20 protein-coding genes are annotated in these 19,008 nt (G+C 65.0%); 16 read left to right on the top strand and 4 right to left on the bottom strand.

Annotated features, from left to right (window positions below; all coding sequences use genetic code 11):
* The 8 genes from argS (at position 1) to phaC (EPK82_RS06650) (ending at position 9,767) form a co-directional block, all read left to right on the top strand.
* Positions 1 to 1,740 carry an arginine--tRNA ligase gene (gene argS / locus EPK82_RS06615; protein ID WP_134676119.1) on the top strand — a complete coding sequence of 580 codons (1,740 nt, stop codon included), beginning with the start codon at positions 1 to 3 and terminating at the stop codon, positions 1,738 to 1,740.
* Positions 1,741 to 2,415, top strand: coding sequence for an SPOR domain-containing protein (locus tag EPK82_RS06620; RefSeq protein WP_037049868.1), 675 nt, complete (start codon positions 1,741 to 1,743; stop codon positions 2,413 to 2,415).
* Between the two features lie 95 nt (positions 2,416 to 2,510).
* Positions 2,511 to 3,041: an ATP-dependent protease subunit HslV gene (gene hslV, locus EPK82_RS06625; RefSeq protein ID WP_037049870.1), complete on the top strand. Its 531-nt coding sequence runs from the start codon at positions 2,511 to 2,513 to the stop codon at positions 3,039 to 3,041.
* 43 nt (positions 3,042 to 3,084) lie between these two features.
* Positions 3,085 to 4,425, top strand: coding sequence for an HslU--HslV peptidase ATPase subunit (hslU, locus tag EPK82_RS06630; protein WP_037049871.1), 1,341 nt, complete (start codon positions 3,085 to 3,087; stop codon positions 4,423 to 4,425).
* Positions 4,426 to 4,518: 93 nt separating this feature from the next.
* Positions 4,519 to 4,890: a gamma-butyrobetaine hydroxylase-like domain-containing protein gene (locus EPK82_RS06635; protein ID WP_037049873.1), complete on the top strand. Its 372-nt coding sequence runs from the start codon at positions 4,519 to 4,521 to the stop codon at positions 4,888 to 4,890.
* Positions 4,891 to 5,186: 296 nt separating this feature from the next.
* Entirely contained in the window at positions 5,187 to 6,866 is a 1,680-nt protein-coding gene (phaC, locus tag EPK82_RS06640; protein ID WP_037049875.1) for a class II poly(R)-hydroxyalkanoic acid synthase, read from the top strand.
* 144 nt (positions 6,867 to 7,010) lie between these two features.
* Complete coding sequence (gene phaZ / locus EPK82_RS06645; protein WP_037049877.1) at positions 7,011 to 7,868, top strand: poly(3-hydroxyalkanoate) depolymerase; 858 nt, start codon at positions 7,011 to 7,013, stop codon at positions 7,866 to 7,868.
* Positions 7,869 to 8,084: 216 nt separating this feature from the next.
* The gene (phaC, locus tag EPK82_RS06650; RefSeq protein ID WP_134676120.1) at positions 8,085 to 9,767 is read left to right on the top strand and encodes a class II poly(R)-hydroxyalkanoic acid synthase; all 1,683 of its coding nucleotides are present in this window, start codon (positions 8,085 to 8,087) and stop codon (positions 9,765 to 9,767) included.
* 12 nt (positions 9,768 to 9,779) lie between these two features.
* On the opposite strand, the gene EPK82_RS06655 is transcribed toward phaC (EPK82_RS06650), so the two are convergent.
* On the bottom strand, positions 9,780 to 10,610 hold the full coding sequence (locus EPK82_RS06655; protein ID WP_134676121.1) for a helix-turn-helix transcriptional regulator: 831 nt from the start codon (positions 10,608 to 10,610) through the stop codon (positions 9,780 to 9,782).
* 93 nt (positions 10,611 to 10,703) lie between these two features.
* Between EPK82_RS06655 and EPK82_RS06660 the strand changes: the two genes are divergently transcribed.
* Together EPK82_RS06660 and EPK82_RS06665 are read left to right on the top strand one after the other, a co-directional pair.
* Positions 10,704 to 12,263 (top strand): MFS transporter, encoded by a 1,560-nt coding sequence (locus EPK82_RS06660; protein ID WP_134676122.1) that lies wholly within the window; start codon positions 10,704 to 10,706, stop codon positions 12,261 to 12,263.
* Positions 12,264 to 12,354: 91 nt separating this feature from the next.
* Positions 12,355 to 12,969, top strand: a complete 615-nt coding sequence (locus EPK82_RS06665) for a TetR/AcrR family transcriptional regulator (protein ID WP_037049882.1) — start codon at positions 12,355 to 12,357, stop codon at positions 12,967 to 12,969.
* 74 nt (positions 12,970 to 13,043) lie between these two features.
* Here the strand turns inward: EPK82_RS06665 and EPK82_RS06670 are convergent, their stop codons facing one another.
* The 3 genes from EPK82_RS06670 to EPK82_RS06680 form a co-directional block, all read right to left on the bottom strand.
* A complete protein-coding gene (locus EPK82_RS06670; RefSeq protein WP_037049885.1) occupies positions 13,044 to 13,892 on the bottom strand; it encodes a phasin family protein in 849 nt (282 codons plus the stop codon).
* 10 nt (positions 13,893 to 13,902) lie between these two features.
* Positions 13,903 to 14,349, bottom strand: a complete 447-nt coding sequence (locus tag EPK82_RS06675) for a phasin family protein (RefSeq protein WP_037049887.1) — start codon at positions 14,347 to 14,349, stop codon at positions 13,903 to 13,905.
* A gap of 210 nt (positions 14,350 to 14,559) precedes the next feature.
* Positions 14,560 to 14,835 (bottom strand): polyhydroxyalkanoic acid system family protein, encoded by a 276-nt coding sequence (locus EPK82_RS06680; protein ID WP_037049889.1) that lies wholly within the window; start codon positions 14,833 to 14,835, stop codon positions 14,560 to 14,562.
* Positions 14,836 to 14,982: 147 nt separating this feature from the next.
* Between EPK82_RS06680 and ubiE the strand changes: the two genes are divergently transcribed.
* From ubiE to tatA, 6 genes are all read left to right on the top strand, one after another.
* Complete coding sequence (gene ubiE / locus EPK82_RS06685; protein ID WP_047587328.1) at positions 14,983 to 15,753, top strand: bifunctional demethylmenaquinone methyltransferase/2-methoxy-6-polyprenyl-1,4-benzoquinol methylase UbiE; 771 nt, start codon at positions 14,983 to 14,985, stop codon at positions 15,751 to 15,753.
* The gene (locus tag EPK82_RS06690; RefSeq protein WP_134676123.1) at positions 15,753 to 16,370 is read left to right on the top strand and encodes a ubiquinone biosynthesis accessory factor UbiJ; all 618 of its coding nucleotides are present in this window, start codon (positions 15,753 to 15,755) and stop codon (positions 16,368 to 16,370) included. Before ubiE ends, EPK82_RS06690 begins: the two co-directional genes overlap by 1 nt.
* Positions 16,367 to 17,950, top strand: coding sequence for a ubiquinone biosynthesis regulatory protein kinase UbiB (ubiB, locus tag EPK82_RS06695; protein ID WP_134676124.1), 1,584 nt, complete (start codon positions 16,367 to 16,369; stop codon positions 17,948 to 17,950). Before EPK82_RS06690 ends, ubiB begins: the two co-directional genes overlap by 4 nt.
* Before the next feature lie 70 nt (positions 17,951 to 18,020).
* Complete coding sequence (hisI, locus tag EPK82_RS06700; protein WP_037049899.1) at positions 18,021 to 18,419, top strand: phosphoribosyl-AMP cyclohydrolase; 399 nt, start codon at positions 18,021 to 18,023, stop codon at positions 18,417 to 18,419.
* Entirely contained in the window at positions 18,412 to 18,744 is a 333-nt protein-coding gene (locus EPK82_RS06705; RefSeq protein ID WP_037049903.1) for a phosphoribosyl-ATP diphosphatase, read from the top strand. Before hisI ends, EPK82_RS06705 begins: the two co-directional genes overlap by 8 nt.
* A 30-nt stretch (positions 18,745 to 18,774) precedes the next feature.
* Complete coding sequence (tatA, locus tag EPK82_RS06710) at positions 18,775 to 19,008, top strand: twin-arginine translocase TatA/TatE family subunit (protein ID WP_037049905.1); 234 nt, start codon at positions 18,775 to 18,777, stop codon at positions 19,006 to 19,008.

The following is a 19,008-nucleotide window of genomic DNA, read 5'->3' on the forward strand; positions in this document are numbered from 1 at the left end:
ATGAAAGACAGCATTCGCCACCTGATCCAGCAAGCCCTCGACCGCCTCACCGCCGAAGGCGTGCTGCCTGAAGGTCTGACGCCGGCCATCCAGGTGGAGAACACCAAGGACAAGAGCCACGGCGACTTCGCCAGCAACATTGCCATGATGCTGGCCAAGCCGGCCGCCATGAAGCCGCGCGACCTGGCGGAGAAACTGATCGCCGCCCTGCCGGCCGATACGCAGATCACCAAGGTGGAGATCGCCGGCCCCGGCTTCCTCAACTTCTTCCAGAACAGCGACGCCCTCGCTCAACGCCTTGAGGCTGCGCTGGCCGACGCCAGGCTCGGCGTGCGCAAGAATGGCGCCGCGCAGCGCGTGGTGGTCGACCTCTCGGCACCCAACCTGGCCAAGGAGATGCACGTCGGCCACCTGCGCTCGACCATCATCGGCGATGGCGTGGCCCGTGTGCTGGAGTTCCTCGGCGACACCGTGATCCGCCAGAACCACGTCGGCGACTGGGGCACCCAGTTCGGCATGCTGCTGGCCTACATGCAGGAAAACCCGGCGGCCGCCGAGAGCGAGCTGGCCGACCTGGAAGGCTTCTACCGCGCCGCCAAGAAGCGCTTCGACGAGTCCCCCGAGTTCGCCGACCGCGCCCGTGAGCTGGTGGTGCAGCTGCAGGCTGGCGACGCCGAATGCCTGCGCCTGTGGAACCGCTTCAACGACATCTCCCTGAGCCACTGCCAGGCGCTGTACGACCGCCTCGGCGTCAAGCTGAGCATGGCCGACGTCAAGGGCGAGAGCGCCTACAACGACGACCTGCCGCAGGTGGTCGCGGATCTGGCCGCCAAGGGCCTGCTGACCGAGGACAATGGCGCGCAGTGCGTGTTCATGGACGAATTCAAGAACAGCGAAGGCAACCCGCTGCCACTGATCGTGCAGAAGGCCGGTGGCGGCTACCTGTACGCCACCACCGACCTGGCCGCCACCCGCTATCGCGCCGGCACGCTCAAGGCCGACCGCGTGCTGTACTTCGTCGACCAGCGCCAGGCCCTGCACTTCCAGATGGTCTTCGCCTGCGCCCGTCTGGCCGGCTTCGTGCCAGCCAGCATGGAAATGGAGCACATGGGCTTCGGCACCATGAACGGCCCAGACGGCCGCCCGTTCAAGACCCGCGACGGCGGCACGGTGAAACTGGTGCACCTGCTCGACGAAGCCGAGCAGCGCGCCTATGCGCTGGTCAAGAGCAAGAACCCGGAGCTGGGCGACGACGAGCTGCGCCAGATCGCCCGCGTGGTCGGCATCGCCTCGGTGAAGTACGCCGACCTGTCCAAGCACCGCGCCAGCGACTACAGCTTCAACTTCGACCTGATGCTGAGCTTCGAGGGCAACACCGCGCCCTACCTGCTGTACGCCTACACCCGCGTGGCTGGTGTATTCCGCAAGCTGGGCAAGGGCATCGAGGAAATCGGCGGGCAGATCGCCCTGGTCGCCGAGCAGGAGCAGGCCCTGGCCGCCAAGCTGGCGCAGTTTAATGAACTGCTGAGCAGCGTCGCCGAGAAAGGCACGCCGCACATGCTGTGCAGCTACCTGTACGACATCGCCGGCCTGTTCTCCAGCTTCTACGAGAACTGCCCGATCCTCGCTGCCGAAGACGAGGCCACGCGCGACAGCCGTCTGCGCCTGACCGCGCTCACCGGCCGTACCCTCAAGCAGGGCCTGGAGCTGCTCGGCCTGGACACCCTGGAGCGGATGTAAATGGCCGCGCGCAAGAAACCGGCGCCCAAGCGCGGCGCCAGTCGCTACCAGGCTCCGGCCAAGAAACCCGTACCGGGCTGGATCTGGCTGGTCTGCGGCCTGGTGGTCGGCGGTTTCTTCATGTTCCTGTTCAGCCTCGAACCCGGTCGCGACGAGATCAAGCGCGACCGTGGCGAGCAGGCGCGCAGCACCAAGCCGGAACCCAAGCCGAGCAAGCCGGAACCGGCCAAGCCCAAGTACGACTTCTACACCCTGCTGCCGGAGTCCGAGGTGATCCTGCCGCAGGCACTGGAAGAAACACCGCCGCCAACCGCCGCGCAGAAACCGGTCACCCCCGAGGAAGCCGCGAAGATCGACACCGCTCGCGCCGAGGCCGCACTCAACGGCCAGGTACCGCCGCCCCCGCCGCCGGTCATCGCCAGCGCACCGGTCACCACGCAGTTCTTCCTGCAGGCCGGCTCGTTCCGCAAGCGCGATGACGCCGACACCCTGCGCGCGCAGATCATCCTGCTGGGGCAGAACGTGCGCGTGGAGACCGGCAAGGTACGCGAGGAAACCTGGCACCGCGTGCTGGTCGGCCCGTTCGCCAGCCGCGAGCAGCTGGCGTCGGCGCAGAAGACCCTGGCCGGCAATGGTTTCAGCAACCTGCTGTTACAGCAGCGCCAGGTCCGCTGATCGTCGATTCGCCCGCTGCCGGTTGAAAAGCCGCAGCGGGCACCCCATCTGAGTTTCCATCCGGGCAATTCGCCCCGCAGCGTGGAGATTCACCCTTGACCACCATCGTTTCAGTGCGCCGTCATGGCAAGGTCGTGATGGCTGGCGACGGCCAGGTATCGCTCGGCAACACCGTCATGAAGGGCAACGCCAAGAAGGTGCGCCGCCTGTACCACGGCCAGGTGCTGGCCGGTTTCGCCGGCGCCACCGCCGATGCCTTTACCCTGTTCGAGCGTTTCGAAGGCCAGCTGGAAAAACACCAGGGCCATCTGGTACGCGCCGCCGTGGAACTGGCCAAGGACTGGCGTACCGACCGCAGCCTGAGCCGCCTGGAAGCCATGCTGGCAGTGGCCAACAAGGATGCATCGCTGATCATCACCGGCAACGGCGACGTGGTCGAACCCGAAGAAGGCCTGATCGCCATGGGCTCCGGCGGCAACTTCGCCCAGGCCGCCGCGCGCGCGCTGCTGATGAAGACCGACCTGTCCGCCCGTGAGGTGGCCGAGACCGCGTTGGGCATCGCCGGCGACATCTGCGTGTTCACAAATCATCACCAGACCATCGAGGAACTGGACGCCGCCGAGTAGCGTCCACCGCCTCACCGTTTTCGTTTATTGCGAGCCAAATTCCATGTCCATGACGCCCCGCGAGATCGTCCACGAACTCAATCGCCATATCATCGGCCAGGACGACGCCAAGCGCGCCGTCGCCATCGCCCTGCGCAACCGCTGGCGGCGCATGCAACTGCCGACCGACCTGCGCCAGGAAGTCACGCCGAAGAACATCCTGATGATCGGCCCCACCGGTGTCGGCAAGACCGAGATCGCCCGGCGTCTGGCCAAGCTGGCCAACGCGCCGTTCCTCAAGGTGGAAGCGACCAAGTTCACCGAGGTCGGCTACGTCGGCCGTGACGTCGAGTCGATCATCCGCGACCTGGCCGATGCAGCGGTGAAAATGCTGCGCGAGCAGGAAATGGTCAAGGTCCGCCACCGCGCCGAGGACGCCGCCGAGGAGCGCATCCTCGACGCCCTGCTGCCACCGGCACGCCAGGGCTTCGGCGACGAGCCGGCGCGCAGCGAGGACTCCAACACCCGCCAGCTGTTCCGCAAGCGCCTGCGCGAAGGCCAACTGAACGACAAGGAAATCGACATCGAGGTCGCCGAGTCGCCCATGGGCGTCGAGATCATGACCCCGCCGGGCATGGAGGAAATGACCAACCAGCTGCAGAACCTGTTCTCCAGCATGGGCAAGGGCAAGAAGAAGAGCCGCAAGCTCAAGGTCGTCGATGCGCTGAAGCTGGTGCGCGACGAGGAAGCCGCCCGCCTGGTCAATGAGGAAGAACTCAAGGCCCGCGCGCTGGAGGCCGTCGAGCAGCATGGCATCGTCTTCATCGACGAGATCGACAAGGTCGCCAAGCGCGCCAACGCCGGCGGCGCCGACGTCTCCCGCGAAGGCGTGCAGCGCGACCTGCTGCCGCTGATCGAGGGCTGCACGGTCAACACCAAGCTGGGCATGGTCAAGACCGACCACATCCTGTTCATCGCCTCCGGCGCCTTCCACCTGAGCAAACCCAGTGACCTGGTGCCCGAGCTGCAGGGGCGTCTGCCGATTCGCGTCGAACTCAAGGCGCTGAGCCCGCAGGACTTCGAGCGCATTCTGCGCGAGCCGCACGCCTCGCTCACCGAGCAGTACAGCGAACTGCTGAAGACCGAGGGGCTGCACATCGAGTTCGCCGACGACGGCATCAAGCGTCTGGCCGAGATTGCCTGGCAGGTCAACGAGAAGACCGAGAACATCGGTGCGCGCCGCCTGCACACCCTGCTCGAGCGCCTGCTGGAAGAGGTGTCCTTCAGTGCCGGCGACCTGGCCGGGCAGCAGAACGGCGAACCGATCCGCATCGACGCCGACTACGTCAACGGCCACCTGGGCGAACTGGCCCAGGACGAAGACCTGTCGCGCTATATTCTCTGACAGCACTCACGCCACGTAGCCCGGATGACATCCGGGGACGTTTACGACAGCGTCCCGGATTGCATCCGGGCTACATCGTTTCAGGAGCCGCACATGCCCATCCCCAGCGCGATCAAACTGCACAAGGCCTCGAAGACCCTGGAGCTGCGCTATGGGGAAACGAGCTACCAGCTCAGCGCCGAATTCCTCCGCGTGCACTCGCCCTCGGCCGAGGTGCAGGGGCATGGCCAGCCGATCCTGCAGACCGGCAAACTTGGTGTCGGCCTGGAGCGCATCGAGCCGGCCGGCAACTATGCACTGAAACTGTGCTTCGACGACGGTCATGACAGCGGCCTGTTCACCTGGGACTACCTGCACGAACTGGCCACGCGCCAGAGCGAGCTGTGGGCCGACTATCTGGCGCAACTGAGCGCGGCCGGAAAATCCCGCGATCCCAACGAATCGGTCGTCCGCCTGATGCTCTGAGGCGCCAGGCAAACCCTTGCCGCAGAGCGCCCGGCACCCTCACCACCGATCACGTTAGCGACAGTTAGGGCGAGTTTTCTAATCTATCGCGGCATACTCCTGCGCCATCGACTGGCTTGCTTAACTGCACAAACTCGGGTAACCAAGGAACTGGCAGGTTCCCTGCATTTGGCTGTGCCAGGTGCAACGAAATGTGCGGACTCGATCCGCCCCCGGTAACCCGAGCAGTACCAGGCCCTGTTCAGCCGCGCGCCTTCGCAGGCCGGTATTCGTCTCAGGACAATGGAGCGTCGTAGATGAGTGACAAGAACAACGATGACCTGAAACGCCAGGCCTCGGAAAATACGCTGGGACTCAACCCGGTGATTGGCATCCGCGGCAAGGATCTTTTGACCTCTGCCCGCATGGTGCTCGCTCAGGCACTCAAGCAACCCTTCCATAGTGCCAAGCATGTGGCCCACTTCGGCCTCGAACTGAAGAACGTCCTGCTCGGCCAGTCCGCGCTCCAGCCCGAAGACGGCGACCGCCGCTTCAACGATCCGGCCTGGAGCCAGAATCCGCTCTACCGCCGTTACCTGCAGACCTACCTGGCCTGGCGCAAGGAGCTGCACGACTGGATCGAACACAGCTCGCTGTCCGAACAGGATGCCAGTCGCGGCCACTTCGTCATCAACCTGATGACCGAAGCCATGGCGCCGTCCAACAGCATGGCCAACCCGGCCGCCGTCAAACGCTTCTTCGAAACGGGCGGCAAGAGCCTGCTCGACGGCCTCTCGCACCTGGCCAAGGACATGGTCAACAACGGCGGCATGCCCAGCCAGGTGAACATGGAAGCCTTCGAGGTGGGCAAGAACCTCGCCACCACCGAGGGCGCCGTGGTGTTTCGCAACGACGTGCTGGAGCTGATCCAGTACAAGCCGATCACCGAGAGCGTGCACGAGCGCCCGTTGCTGGTGGTGCCACCACAGATCAACAAGTTCTACGTATTCGACCTGTCGCCGGACAAGAGCCTGGCGCGCTTCCTCCTGCGCAGCCAGGTGCAGACCTTCGTGGTCAGCTGGCGCAACCCGACCAAGGCGCAGCGCGAGTGGGGCCTGTCGACCTACATCGAGGCACTCAAGGACGCCATCGACGTCATCTGCGCCATCACTGGCAGCAAGGACGTCAACATGCTCGGCGCCTGCTCCGGTGGCCTGACCACCGCTTCCCTGCTCGGCCACTACGCGGCCCTCGGCCAGCAGAAGGTCAACGCCCTGACCCTGCTGGTCAGCGTGCTCGACACCCAGCTCGACACCCAGGTGGCCCTGTTCGCCGACGAGAAGACCCTGGAAGCCGCCAAGCGCCGCTCCTACCAGGCCGGCGTGCTGGAAGGCAGCGACATGGCCAAGGTGTTCGCCTGGATGCGCCCCAACGACCTGATCTGGAACTACTGGGTCAACAACTACCTGCTCGGCAACGAGCCACCGGTGTTCGACATCCTCTACTGGAACAACGACACCACGCGCCTGCCGGCTGCCCTGCACGGCGAATTCATCGAGATGTTCCAGACCAACCCGCTGACCCGTCCGGGCGCCCTGGAGGTCTGCGGTACGCCGATCGACCTCAAGCAGGTCACCTGCGACTTCTTCGTCGTGGCCGGCACCACCGACCACATCACGCCCTGGGACTCGTGCTACAAGTCGGCGCACCTGTTCGGCGGCAAGTGCGAGTTCGTCCTGTCCAACAGCGGCCATATCCAGAGCATTCTCAACCCGCCGGGCAACCCCAAGGCACGCTACATGACCAATAGCGAAATGCCGCTGGACCCGAAAGCCTGGCAGGAAAGCTCGACCAAGCATGCCGACTCCTGGTGGCTGCACTGGCAGACCTGGCTGGCCGAGCGCTCGGGTGAAACCAAGAATGCCCCCAGGGCACTGGGCAACAAGAAGTACCCGGTCGGCGAAGCCGCGCCGGGCACCTATGTACACGAACGCTGATCATCGACCTCAACCGCGGCGGCACCGGGAAGTGCCGCACGCCACGCCGGCCCTTGTGGGTGTGGTGAACCAGGCGCGTCCTGGTAACTCTGGAGGCGGCCCGGACGGCCCTCTCCAGCGCTCAACTCCATAGGGGCTGCGCCTATGCCGCAACCATTCGTATTCCGCACCATCGACCTCGATGGACAGACCATCCGTACCGCAGTGCGGCCGGGCAACAGCCAGCTGGTGCCGCTGCTGATCTTCAACGGCATCGGCGCCAACCTGGAGCTGGTGATGCCCTTCGTCGCCGCACTCGACCCGGAGCTGGAGATCATCGCCTTCGACGTTCCCGGCGTCGGTGGCTCATCGACCCCCGCCACGCCCTACCGGTTTCCCGGACTGGCCAAGCTGGCGGCGCGCATGCTCGACTACCTGAACTACGGCCAGGTCAACGCCATCGGTGTGTCCTGGGGCGGCGCCCTGGCCCAGCAGTTCGCCCACGACTATCCCGAGCGCTGCAAGAAGCTGATCCTCGCCGCCACGTCGGCCGGCGCGGTGATGGTGCCCGGCAAGCCCAAGGTCCTCTGGCGCATGGCCAGTCCCAGACGCTACGTGCAGCCCTCCTACGGCGTGCGCATCGCCCCGGACATCTACGGCGGTGCCTTCCGTCGCGACCCCAAGCTGGCCATGGCGCATGCCAGCAAGGTGCGTTCGGGCGGCAAGATGGGCTATTACTGGCAACTGTTCGCCGGCCTCGGCTGGACCAGCATTCACTGGCTACACAAGATTCGGCAGCCTACGCTGGTCATGGCTGGCGATGATGACCCGCTGATCCCGCTGATCAACATGCGTCTGCTGGCCTGGCGCATTCCCAACGCCGAGCTGCACGTCATCGACGACGGCCACCTGTTCCTGGTGACGCGTGCCGAAGCGGTGGCGCCTATCATCATGAAGTTTCTCGAGGAGGAGCGACAGCGTGCGGTGATGCACCCGCAGCCCACGCCACTACGCCAGCATTGACCGCACCAGCAGAGTGCGCAATGTTCGGCATGCTCGACGAAGGGGCGCAAGCCGCCCCGGGCAAATTCGACGCGGCTGTCTGGAATGCACCTCCTGCGCGTCTGGTACAGGGCTTGCTGCATCTCTGTGCAAGCAAGCGGCGCACCTGAGGCTTCGAGCGAGCCCGGCAGTCGGTGCCATGCAAGTCTCTAGACGGTTTGACGACGGAGTGTTGCCATGCGAGACAAGTCGACCCCGGCTACCCTGCCGGCACCTGCCAGTTTCATGAATGCCCAGAGCGCCGTGGTCGGCGTACGCGGCCGCGATCTGCTGTCCACGATGCGCCTGCTGGCCAGCCAGGGGATCAAGAATCCCGTACGCAGTGGCCGCCACCTGCTGGCCTTCGGCAGCCAGCTGGGCCGCGTGCTCATCGGTGACACGCTGCACAAGGTCAACCCGCAGGACGCTCGCTTCGCCGACCCGACCTGGCACCTCAACCCCTTATACCGGCGCAGCCTGCAGGCCTACCTGGCCTGGCAGAAGCAACTCGCCGCCTGGATCGACGACAGCGACCTGTCGCCTGACGACCGTGCCCGCGCGCGCTTTCTCGCCTCGCTGATGAGCGATGCGCTGTCGCCCTCCAACAGCCCGCTCAACCCGCAGGCGGTCAAGGAGCTGTTCAATACCGGTGGCAGCAGTCTGCTCAAGGGGCTGCGGCACCTGTTCGACGACCTGCTGAACAACGACGGCCTGCCCAGCCAGGTCAGCCGGCACGCGTTCGAAGTCGGCCGCAACCTGGCCTGTACCCCCGGCGCGGTGGTGTTTCGCAACGAACTGCTGGAACTTATCCAGTACAAACCGATGAGCGAGAAGCAGTACCTGCGCCCATTGCTGATCGTGCCGCCGCAGATCAACAAGTACTACATATTCGACCTGTCCAACGACAAGAGCTTCGTCCAGTACGCGCTGAAGAACGACCTGCAGACCTTCATGATCAGCTGGCGCAACCCGGATCCACGGCACCGCGAGTGGGGCCTGTCGACCTACGTGCAGGCAGTGGAGGAAGCCGTCGATGCCTGCCGGGCCATCACCGGCAGCAAGGACGTCAACCTGCTCGGCGCCTGTGCCGGAGGCCTGACCATCGCCGCCCTGCAGGGCCACCTGCAGGCCCGCCGCCAGCTGCGCAAGATTGCCAGCGCCACCTACATGGTCAGCCTGCTGGACAGCCAGATCGAAAGCCCGGCGATGCTCTTCGCCGACGAGCAGACCCTCGAGTCGGCCAAGCGCCGCTCCTATCAGCAGGGCGTACTGGACGGCCGCGACATGGCCAAGGTGTTCGCCTGGATGCGCCCCAACGACCTGATCTGGAACTACTGGATCAACAACTACCTGATGGGCAAGCAGCCACCGGCCTTCGACATCCTCTACTGGAACAACGACAACACGCGCCTGCCGGCGGCGCTGCATGGCGACCTGATCGACTTCTTCAAGCACAACCCGCTGACCCGTGCCGGTGCGCTGGAGGTCTGCGGCACCCCGGTGGACCTGACCAAGGTCACCGTCGACAGTTTCAGCGTGGCGGGCATCAACGACCACATCACGCCCTGGGATGCGGTCTATCGCTCGACCCTGCTGCTCGGCGGCAACCGCCGCTTCATCCTGTCCAACAGCGGCCATATCCAGAGCATCCTCAACCCGCCCGGCAACCCCAAGGCCAACTACTACGAGAACGCCAAGCTCACCTCCGACCCACGCGCCTGGTACCACGACGCCCAGCACCAGCAAGGCAGCTGGTGGCCACAATGGCTGGAGTGGATCCAGGCCCGCTCCGGCGAACAGCGCGAAACCGTCATGGCGCTGGGCAACCAGCACCATCCGGCCATGGAGGAGGCGCCAGGCACCTATGTGCACATCCGTTGATGGCCTGAAGCCCTAGCACCCGTCGCCCGCTGCGCCGGCGGGCTGTCCGGAAAAGTAGACGACCATGCGCAGGTGACGGTGCTCGTCGACCGTAAGAATCTCATGCTGGAAATCCAGGCGGGCTGCATCCTCGGGGCTCAGGATGGCGCGAACGCCGCGGCTGTAGTCACCGGTATCGGGCGCTGTCCACCAGAGACGGAAATCTGCCGAGAGCCGTTGCAGCTCATCGGTAAGCGCGGCAATGGCCGGATCATCCCGCGGCGCCACCGCCAGGTCGCAACGAAAGTGCGCCAGGAGTCGCCGCGCATCCTCGCGCCACTCGGGCAGCCGCGTACGCAGCTCCGGAGTCGCGAAAACCATACGGATGAAATTGCGCTCCTGCAGCGCCCTGGAAGCAAAGCCGAACAGGCGGTCGGCGGCCTGGTTCCAGGCGATCACGTCCCAGCGCAGATTGATCACATAGGCCGGTCGTTCCCTCAGGTCATCCATCAGTTGCTGAATCAGAGGCGAGACGGACGGCCACTGATAGGCCTGCGCCGGTGGCGGACGCCCATGGGCAAGCAGAAAGAGATGGCAGCACTCGGCGTCATCCAGCCTCAGGGCCTTCGCCACACGTAGCAGGAAGCTCTCGGATACGCCGATATCGCGCCCTTGCTCGAACCAGGTGTACCAGGTGAGGCCAACACCGGCGAGAGCGGCCACCTCCTCTCGCCGCAGCCCCGGCGTACGCCGGCGCCCTATGGCTGGCAGGCCCACATCAGCGGGGCCAAGCTTGCGCCGATGCAACTGAAGAAACTCAGAAAGCTCCTGGCGAGTGCGATCGAGCGTGCGTCCCGGGGTCAAGGTATTGCCTCTAGTAATAGGATAATTTGTTAAATTGTAATACTACTTCAAGGCTCAAATACTGCCGCCCTCTGTCACGAAGGAGAAGGCGCAATGAGCCACGACTGCACTGGAAACGCCCTGACCGCGGGCCTGCCCGACGCGAGCTGCACGCACCCGGCTCGCGCCGGGAGCCGGGAATGGCTGGGTCTGGCCGTGCTGGCACTGCCCACTCTGTTGCTCGGCCTCGACGCGACATTGCTGTACCTGGCGCTTCCCGCGCTGGCTGCGGACCTGGCGCCCAGCAGCACCCAGGCGCTGTGGATCATGGACATCTACGGTTTCATGATCGCCGGCCTGCTGATCACCATGGGCACGCTGGGCGATCGCATCGGCCGCCGCAAGCTGCTGATGATCGGAGGAGCCGCGTTCGGTGGCGCTTCACTGCTGGCCGCCTGCGCCAGCAGCGCCGAGATGCTCATCTTCGCGCGAGCGGCCCTTGGCGTGGCCGGGGCGACCCTGATGCCCTCGACCCTGGCGTTGATCAGCAACATGTTCAGCGACACCCGCCAGCGTGCGCAGGCGATTGGCATATGGGCGACCATGTTCGCCCTGGGCATGGCTGTAGGCCCGCTGGTGGGTGGCGTGCTGCTGGAACATTTCGGCTGGGGCGCGGCATTCCTCCTGGCGCTCCCGGTCGTTGCACTGTTGCTCGTCTGCGCGCCGCTCCTGCTGCCGGAGTACCGCTCGCCCCACGGTGGCCGCTTCGACCTGCTCAGCGTCGCACTGTCGCTCGCGGCCATCCTGCCGAGCGTTTACGGCCTGAAGGACGTTGCCAAGCATGGCTTGCAGAGCGATGCACTGCTGTCACTGAGCGTCGGCCTGGTTTTCAGCGCGATGTTCATTCATCGACAACGGCGTCTCAGCGTTCCCTTCCTGGACTTGAGCCTGTTCGCCAATCGAGCCTTCAGCGCCGCACTGGTAGTGCTGCTGACGGGACTGGTAGCAGTCGGTGGCGCCATGCTGCTGGCGACCCAGTACCTGCAACTGGTGCTGGGCTTGTCACCACTGGCGGCAGGCATGTGGATGGCGCCGTCTGCACTGACCATGGTCGTCACAGGCATCAGCGCACCGCTGCTCGCACGCCGCATACGCCCCGGCTTCGTGGTGGCGTGCGCCCTGGCCCTGTCCGCGCTGGGGTATCTGCTGCTCGCTCAGGTGCATCATGTGCCTGGCGTCGGCCTGGTAGTGGGGGGATTCGCACTGATCTACCTCGGCCTGGGAACCATCGCGGCATTGGGTACGGAACTCGTGGTTGCCGCAGCACCAGCGGAAAAGGCCGGCGCGGCTTCGGCCATGTCCGAGATGGTGCAGGAGCTGGGTGTCGCACTGGGAGTGGCCGTCCTGGGCAGCCTCGCCACCACGCTCTACCGCGGGCGCATTCAGGAACACATTCCATCGGCCCTGCCGGAGGATGCGGCGCAGGCCATTGGCAACGGCCTGTGGATCGCACCGTCACTGATGGTGCATATCCCGGAACAGCTTCTGGAGCAGGCCAGGACCACCTTCACCTTCGGCTTGAGTGTGGCGGCCACTGCCAGCGCCCTGGCCATCCTGACACTGGCGATACTGGCTGCGCTGGCCTTGCGGCATGTCGCGTCGATAGGCGAGTGAGCGCACTTCAGCGCTCGCCAAGTTGATCAAGGCTGGTCTCCGTCGCCACTGCCGGTTATCGTCGCCACTTCCGCGCCAGAAGAAGAGCGCCATGAAAACCCGCGAGCGCATTCTGCAAACCGCCCTGGTTCTGTTCAACGAGCAGGGCGAACCCAACGTCTCCACCCTGGAGATCGCCAACGAGCTGGATATCAGCCCCGGCAATCTCTACTACCACTTCCACGGCAAGGAGCCGCTGGTGCTGGAGCTGTTCGAGCGTTTCCAGGCCGAGATGGCGCCGTTGCTCGACCCACCGGCAGATGCCCGGCTCGACGTCGAGGACTACTGGCTGTTCCTGCACCTGATCGTCGAGCGCCTGTCGCAGTACCGCTTTCTCTTTCAGGACCTGTCGAACCTGGCCGGGCGCCTGCCCAAGCTGGCACGGGGCATCCGCCACTGGCTCAACGCACTCAAGCGCACCCTGGCGGCACTGCTGGCGCGCCTGATGGCTGATGGTCAGTTGAACAGCGGCACCCAGGCGCTGGGACAACTGGTCGAGCAGATCACTCTGACGCTGCTGTTCTCCCTCGACTACCAGCGCATCCTCGACCAGGAAGGCGAAGTGCGGCTGGTGGTGTTCCAGATCATGATGCTGGTCGCGCCACACCTGAATCAGCCCTCACGCGGCGCCGTCGAGCACCTCGCGCAACGCTACCTGGAAGCCTGATACGCGCTTGCGCCTTTGCGGGCGCATAACGCAAACGCCCGGCACTGGGCCGGGCGTTCTTGATCCCGAGAAACTCAGGACGGGTTGGCTGGCGTTGCCGGAGCGGCAGCCGGGGCCGGTGCAGCAGCAGGCGCGGTAGCAGCCGGTGCCGGGGCTGGTGCCGCCGGTTTCGCGGCGGCGGCCTTGGGCGCGGCTGGTTTCTTCGCTGCAGGCTTCTTCGCCGCCGCCGGCTTGGCGGCCGGTTTCGCTGCGGGTTTGGCCGCTGGCTTGGCAGCCGGTTTGGCCGCAGCTTTCGCGGCCGGCTTTGCCGCTGGCTTGGCGGCGGCCTTGGCAGGTGCCGGCTTGGCGGCTGCTGCAGGCTTGGCGGCCGGTTTCGCAGCGGGCTTGGCCGCTGGCTTGGCAGGCGCCTTGGCTGCAGGTTTGGCTGCGGCTTTCGCTGCCGGCTTGGCTGCTGGTTTCGGAGCGGCCTTGGCGGCAGGCTTGGCGACCGACTTGGCCGATACACCGGCGATCTTCTCCAGCTGCTTGGTCAGGCTGTCGACCTTGTCGTTCAACGCCTTCACTTCGTTGCGGCTGGGCACGCCCAGGCGCGAGATGGCATTGTTCAGACGCTTGTCGAACGCTTCCTCCAGCTCACCCCACTTGCCGATCGCCTTGCCCCGGACCTCGTCGACCTTGGAGCGGGCGGAGCCGACCTTGGAACCGACGCCGGCTTTCACCGCATCGACCTGCTTGTCGACTTCGCTCTTGGCCTGCTTTTCGGCCTTCTCGCCATCCTTGACCAGCGAGTCGAACAGCTTGGTGCCGTCCTTGCTGACCTTGGAATAAGCGCCCAAGCCTGCCAACCAGATCTGGCGCGAGTATTTCTCGACCTCGCCGATCCAGGAGCTGGTCTGTTTCTCGGTTTTCTTCTTAACAGCCATCCTGATCTCCTTATTTGGTACGCGCGACGTGCTCGAGCAACGCGCTCAGCTCATCCAGCTTAGCAGAGAGTGCTTCAACATCCTGCTTGGACGGAATGCCGATGCGATTCAGCGCGGCAGCCACACGGGTGTCGAACGCCTTCTCGATCTTGTCGAGCTGAACTTCGACCTTGCCCTTGACGCTGGTGACGTTGCTGTTGACCGACTGCTTGACCGATTCGATCTGGCTGTTGGCGGCTTCTACCTGCTCGTCGACCAGTTTCTTGCCTTTGCTTTCGACGCCTTCACCGGTCTTGACCAGTTCCTTGAAGTACTCGGCCCCCTCGGCACCCGCCTTGGCATAAGCACCCAGGCCAGCGAGGTAGATCTTGCGGGCATAACCCTTCACGTCATCGAGCAGACCAGCCTTGTCTTCGACCACGGCTTCGACTTTTTTCTTCACGGCAACTTTCGACATGGTGCACCTCACGCGCTTTGACAGTTAGCGGAAACGCCCACGGAATGCAGGCTTGGGTACACCCTAAGGAGAAAAATTAGAAATCGCATACTAGGAGCAGCTGCAGCGGGTCGGAAGGAGCACGCGTCACCGATCCACCGGCCTGGTGGATGGAAACAGCGCCATCCACCCTACGCACTGACGTGAAGCTCGTGGCTTGCAGTTACTTTCTCAGGCCAGGGATTTGTCCAGCACCTGCTCGATCTCGCGCTGGATCATGCTGCCCATGGGCGAGAGCAGCAGGCCGAGCTTGAGCTCCACGCGCACGGTGTCTTCACCGACCGCGATGCTGCCGTCGGCACCGCTGCGCTTGAACTCCAGGGTGTCGCCGTTCCAGCGGTAGCGCACGTCGTACTCGCTGGCCAGGCGTTCGGCCAGGCGCTCGGCTTTTTCGCGGGCCCCCTCACGACCGAGAGAATGGGATCGTTCGACACGAATGCGGGACATGACAACTCCTTGAACTGGCAGCGCGCCGCAAGGCTGCGGCATGAGGTCGCGTCACTCTACCAGCCCACCGCACGGTGGGGCACCCAGGCAAGACAAAGACCGCACGCAGCTTTAGAATGGTGCGGTTTTCTACCCGGTGAGAGCGACATGAGCGATCCACGCAAGGCCCAGGAGCAGGAACCCACCACCCACTTCGGTTTCCAGGACGTGCCGGAAAGCCAGAAGGCGGACAAGGTGGCCGAAGTCTTCCACTCGGTGGCGGCCAAGTACGACCTGATGAACGACGTGCTGTCCGGCGGCCTGCATCGCCTGTGGAAGCGCTTCACCATCGAGCTGTCCGGTGTGCGCCCGGGCAACCGCGTGCTGGATATCGCAGGCGGCACCGGTGACCTGACCCGCAAGTTCTCCAGCATCGTCGGGCCGACCGGCGAAGTGGTCCTGGCCGACATCAACGACTCCATGCTCAAGGTCGGTCGCGACCGCCTGCTGGACAAGGGCGTGGCCGGCAACGTGCAGTTCGTTCAGGCCGATGCCGAGAAGCTGCCGTTCCCCGACAACCACTTCGATGTGGTCACCATCGCCTTCGGCCTGCGCAACGTCACCCACAAGGACGAGGCCCTGCGCTCCATGCTGCGCGTGCTCAAGCCCGGCGGCCGCCTGCTGGTGCTGGAGTTCTCCAAGCCCGGCAACCCGCTGTTGGCCAAGGCCTATGACACCTACTCGTTCAGCTTCATGCCGCTGGCCGGCAAGCTGATCACCAACGATGCCGACAGCTACCGCTACCTCGCCGAGTCGATCCGCATGCACCCGGATCAGGAAACCCTCAAGGCGATGATGGTCGACGCCGGTTTCGAACGCGTCACCTACCACAACATGACCGGCGGCATCGTCGCCCTGCATCGCGGCATCAAGCCCTGATGCTGATAACCGGCTTGCTGGCCAGCGTCGAAGCCGGCCTCAATCGTGTTCTGCGCCTCGACGGCACGGCCTTGCCGCGCCTGCAGGCGCTCAGCGGCAAGGTCATCGCCGTGCAGTGCCAGAGCCCGACGCTGGAGCTGTTCATCCTGCCCAGCGGCGACGGCCTGCGACTGGCCGCGCAGTGGCACGCCCCGGCCGATTGCACCCTCACCGCGCCGGCCGCCAGCCTGGCGCGTCTGGCCCTGAGCCGCGACAAGACCGCCGTGCTGCATCGCCCGGACGTGTCCCTCGACGGCGACAGCGCTGCGCTGCTGCAACTGGCCGAGATTCTCCAGGACCTGGAGCTGGACTGGGAATACGAAGTCTCGCGCTGGCTCGGCCCGGTGGCCACCACCCTGCTCGCCAGCCACCTGCGCAGCCGGGTGAGCCTGGCCAGCAACGGCACCGCCAGCCTCAGGCAGGACCTGGCCGACTACCTGGCCGAAGAATCACGCACCCTGGTCGGACAGCGCGAAGCCGATGTGCGCTTCGCCGAACTGGACCGACTGAAACTCGCCCTCGACCGCCTGGAAGCACGCATCGAGCGCCTCACTTCTGCCCATAAGCCCGACGCATGAAGCTGCTTGCCGTTCGCCGCCTGTTCCGTATCCAGCGTGTCGTCGTCCGCTACCAGCTGGACGAGATGCTCCTCGAGTTGCCGTTGCCCATCTGGCTGCGCGCACTGTCCTGGCTGCTGCCCTGGCGCTGGCTGCCACGCAAGCCACTGGACCTGTCACGCGGCGCGCGCCTGCGCCTGGCGCTGGAAGACCTGGGGCCGATCTTCATCAAGTTCGGCCAGTTGCTGTCCACCCGCCGCGACCTGCTGCCGCCGGACATCGCCGATGAGCTGGCACGCCTGCAGGATCAGGTCCCACCCTTCCCCGAGGATCAGGCCATCGCCCTGATCGAGCGCCAGCTCGGCGCCCCGGTGAACGAAGTGTTCGCCCGCTTCGACAGCCAGCCGCTGGCCTCGGCCTCGGTGGCCCAGGTGCACGCTGCACAGCTGAAAAGCGGCGAGGAAGTGGTGGTCAAGGTCGTGCGCCCCGGCCTCAAGCCGATCATCCGCCAAGACCTGGCCTGGCTGTTCCTCATCGCCCGCATCGCCGAAAAGGCTTCGGCCGATGCCCGTCGCCTGCGCCCGGTCGAGGTGGTCAGCGACTACGAGAAGACCATCTTCGACGAGCTCGACCTGCTGCGCGAGGCCGCCAACGCCAGCCAGCTGCGGCGCAACTTCGAAGGCTCGCCGCTGCTCTACGTGCCACAGGTGTACTGGGACCTGTGCCGCCACCAGGTGCTGGTGATGGAGCGCATCTACGGCATCCCGGTCACCGACCTGGCGACCCTGGCCGACCAGCGTACCGACATGAAGCTGCTGGCCGAGCGTGGTGTGGAGATCTTCTTCACCCAGGTGTTCCGCGACAGCTTCTTCCACGCCGACATGCACCCCGGCAACATCTTCGTCAGCACGCGCACGCCGTGGAGCCCGCAGTACATCGCCATCGACTGCGGCATCATCGGCAGCCTCACCGACGAAGACCAGGACTACCTGGCGCGCAACCTGATCGCCTTCTTCAAGCGCGACTACCGCAAGGTCGCGCAGCTGCACATCGACTCGGGCTGGGTGCCCGCCGACACCAAGGTCAACGAATTCGAAGCGGCGATCCGCACCGTCTGCGAGCCGATCTTCGAGAAACCGTTGAAGGACATCTCCTTCGGCCAGCTGCTGCTGCGCCTGTTCCAGACCGCGCGGCGCTTCAACATGGAAGTGCAGCCGCAGCTCGTTCTCCTGCAGAAGACCCTGCTCAACATCGAAGGCCTGGGCCGCCAGCTGTACCCCGACCTCGACCTGTGGAGCACCGCACAGCCGTTCCTCGAGCGCTGGATGCGCGAGCGTGTCAGCCCGCTGCATCTGTTGCGCAACCTGCAGCAGCAGGCCGAGCAGGTACCGCACCTGTCGCAGATCGCCCGCGACACGCTGGAGCGCCTGCAGCAACCGCAACAGGCGGAGCAGCCCCGCAGCGGCGACCACTGGCCGCTGCGTCTGCTGGGCGCTGCCCTGATCGGTGCCGGCGCCATGCAGGGGCTGGCGCCACTGCTGGCTACCTGGCCAGCCTGGCTGATGGTCGGTGGCGGGCTGTATCTGGTGTTGCGCCGATAGCCAGTTGGCCGTCGCACTGGCACACTTGGCGAATTCACGGGCCGCGAGGCCCGGCAGACTTGGAACACCGATGAACGATTGGCTCGACGAAATCCACTGGAACGAAGACGGCCTGGTGCCGGCCATCGCCCAGGATCACAAGACCGGCCGTATCCTGATGATGGCCTGGATGAACCGCGAATCCCTCGCCCTCACCGTCAGCGAGCAGCGCGCCATCTACTGGTCACGCTCGCGTGGCAAGCTGTGGCGCAAGGGCGAAGAATCCGGGCACGTGCAGAAGCTGCATGAGCTGCGCCTCGACTGCGACGCCGACGTCATCGTGCTGATGGTCGAGCAGCTGGGCGGCATCGCCTGCCACACCGGGCGCGAGAGCTGCTTCTATCGCGTCTATGAGAATGGCGGCTGGAAGACCGTCGACGCCGTGCTGAAAGACCCGCACGCCATCTATGCAGGACACAGCCATGAGTGACACCCTGACCCGCCTGGCCGAAGTACTGGAAGCGCGCAAGGGCGCAGCCCCCGACAGCTCCTACGTCGCCAGCCTCTATCACAAGGGCCTGAACAAGATTCTGGAAAAGGTCGGCGAGGAGTCGGTGGAAACCATCCTCGCCGCCAAGGACGCCGCTGCCAGCGGCGACTGCAAGGACCTCATCTACGAAACCGCCGATCTGTGGTTCCACAGCCTGGTCATGCTCGCCGCCCTCGGGCAGCATCCGCAGGCCGTGCTGGACGAACTCGACCGCCGTTTCGGCCTGTCCGGGCATGCGGAAAAAGCCGCACGCTCGCCACAATGACCTGACAACTACTACAACGGAGAACACATCATGGGATTCGGTGGTATCAGCATCTGGCAACTCCTGATCGTCCTGCTCATCGTCGTCATGCTGTTCGGCACCAAGCGCCTGAAGAATCTCGGCTCCGACCTCGGTGACGCGATCAAGGGCTTCCGCAAATCGATGGACAACAGCGACGCCGACAAGCCGGCCGTGGAAGACGGCAAGGGGCAGACCATCGACGCCCAGGCACGCAAGGTCGAAGAGCCAGCGAAGAAAGACTGA

The organism is Ectopseudomonas khazarica, from assembly GCF_004521985.1.
GTDB lineage: Bacteria > Pseudomonadota > Gammaproteobacteria > Pseudomonadales > Pseudomonadaceae > Aquipseudomonas > Aquipseudomonas khazarica.

Bases quoted from the DNA above. Each gene is read 5' to 3' on its own strand.
- argS (WP_134676119.1), top strand. From the start codon at position 1: ATGAAAGACAGCATTCGCCACCTGATCCAGCAAGCCCTCGACCGCCTC.
- EPK82_RS06665 (WP_037049882.1), top strand. From the start codon at position 12,355: ATGAAAACCCGCGAGCGCATTCTGCAAACCGCCCTGGTTCTGTTCAAC.
- hslU (WP_037049871.1), top strand. From the start codon at position 3,085: ATGTCCATGACGCCCCGCGAGATCGTCCACGAACTCAATCGCCATATC.
- ubiB (WP_134676124.1), top strand. From the start codon at position 16,367: ATGAAGCTGCTTGCCGTTCGCCGCCTGTTCCGTATCCAGCGTGTCGTC.
- phaC (WP_037049875.1), top strand. From the start codon at position 5,187: ATGAGTGACAAGAACAACGATGACCTGAAACGCCAGGCCTCGGAAAAT.
- hisI (WP_037049899.1), top strand. From the start codon at position 18,021: ATGAACGATTGGCTCGACGAAATCCACTGGAACGAAGACGGCCTGGTG.
- EPK82_RS06690 (WP_134676123.1), top strand. From the start codon at position 15,753: ATGCTGATAACCGGCTTGCTGGCCAGCGTCGAAGCCGGCCTCAATCGT.
- EPK82_RS06620 (WP_037049868.1), top strand. From the start codon at position 1,741: ATGGCCGCGCGCAAGAAACCGGCGCCCAAGCGCGGCGCCAGTCGCTAC.
- tatA (WP_037049905.1), top strand. From the start codon at position 18,775: ATGGGATTCGGTGGTATCAGCATCTGGCAACTCCTGATCGTCCTGCTC.
- phaZ (WP_037049877.1), top strand. From the start codon at position 7,011: ATGCCGCAACCATTCGTATTCCGCACCATCGACCTCGATGGACAGACC.
- EPK82_RS06635 (WP_037049873.1), top strand. From the start codon at position 4,519: ATGCCCATCCCCAGCGCGATCAAACTGCACAAGGCCTCGAAGACCCTG.
- EPK82_RS06705 (WP_037049903.1), top strand. From the start codon at position 18,412: ATGAGTGACACCCTGACCCGCCTGGCCGAAGTACTGGAAGCGCGCAAG.
- EPK82_RS06660 (WP_134676122.1), top strand. From the start codon at position 10,704: ATGAGCCACGACTGCACTGGAAACGCCCTGACCGCGGGCCTGCCCGAC.
- EPK82_RS06675 (WP_037049887.1), bottom strand. From the start codon at position 14,349: ATGTCGAAAGTTGCCGTGAAGAAAAAAGTCGAAGCCGTGGTCGAAGAC.
- EPK82_RS06680 (WP_037049889.1), bottom strand. From the start codon at position 14,835: ATGTCCCGCATTCGTGTCGAACGATCCCATTCTCTCGGTCGTGAGGGG.
- EPK82_RS06670 (WP_037049885.1), bottom strand. From the start codon at position 13,892: ATGGCTGTTAAGAAGAAAACCGAGAAACAGACCAGCTCCTGGATCGGC.
- phaC (WP_134676120.1), top strand. From the start codon at position 8,085: ATGCGAGACAAGTCGACCCCGGCTACCCTGCCGGCACCTGCCAGTTTC.
- ubiE (WP_047587328.1), top strand. From the start codon at position 14,983: ATGAGCGATCCACGCAAGGCCCAGGAGCAGGAACCCACCACCCACTTC.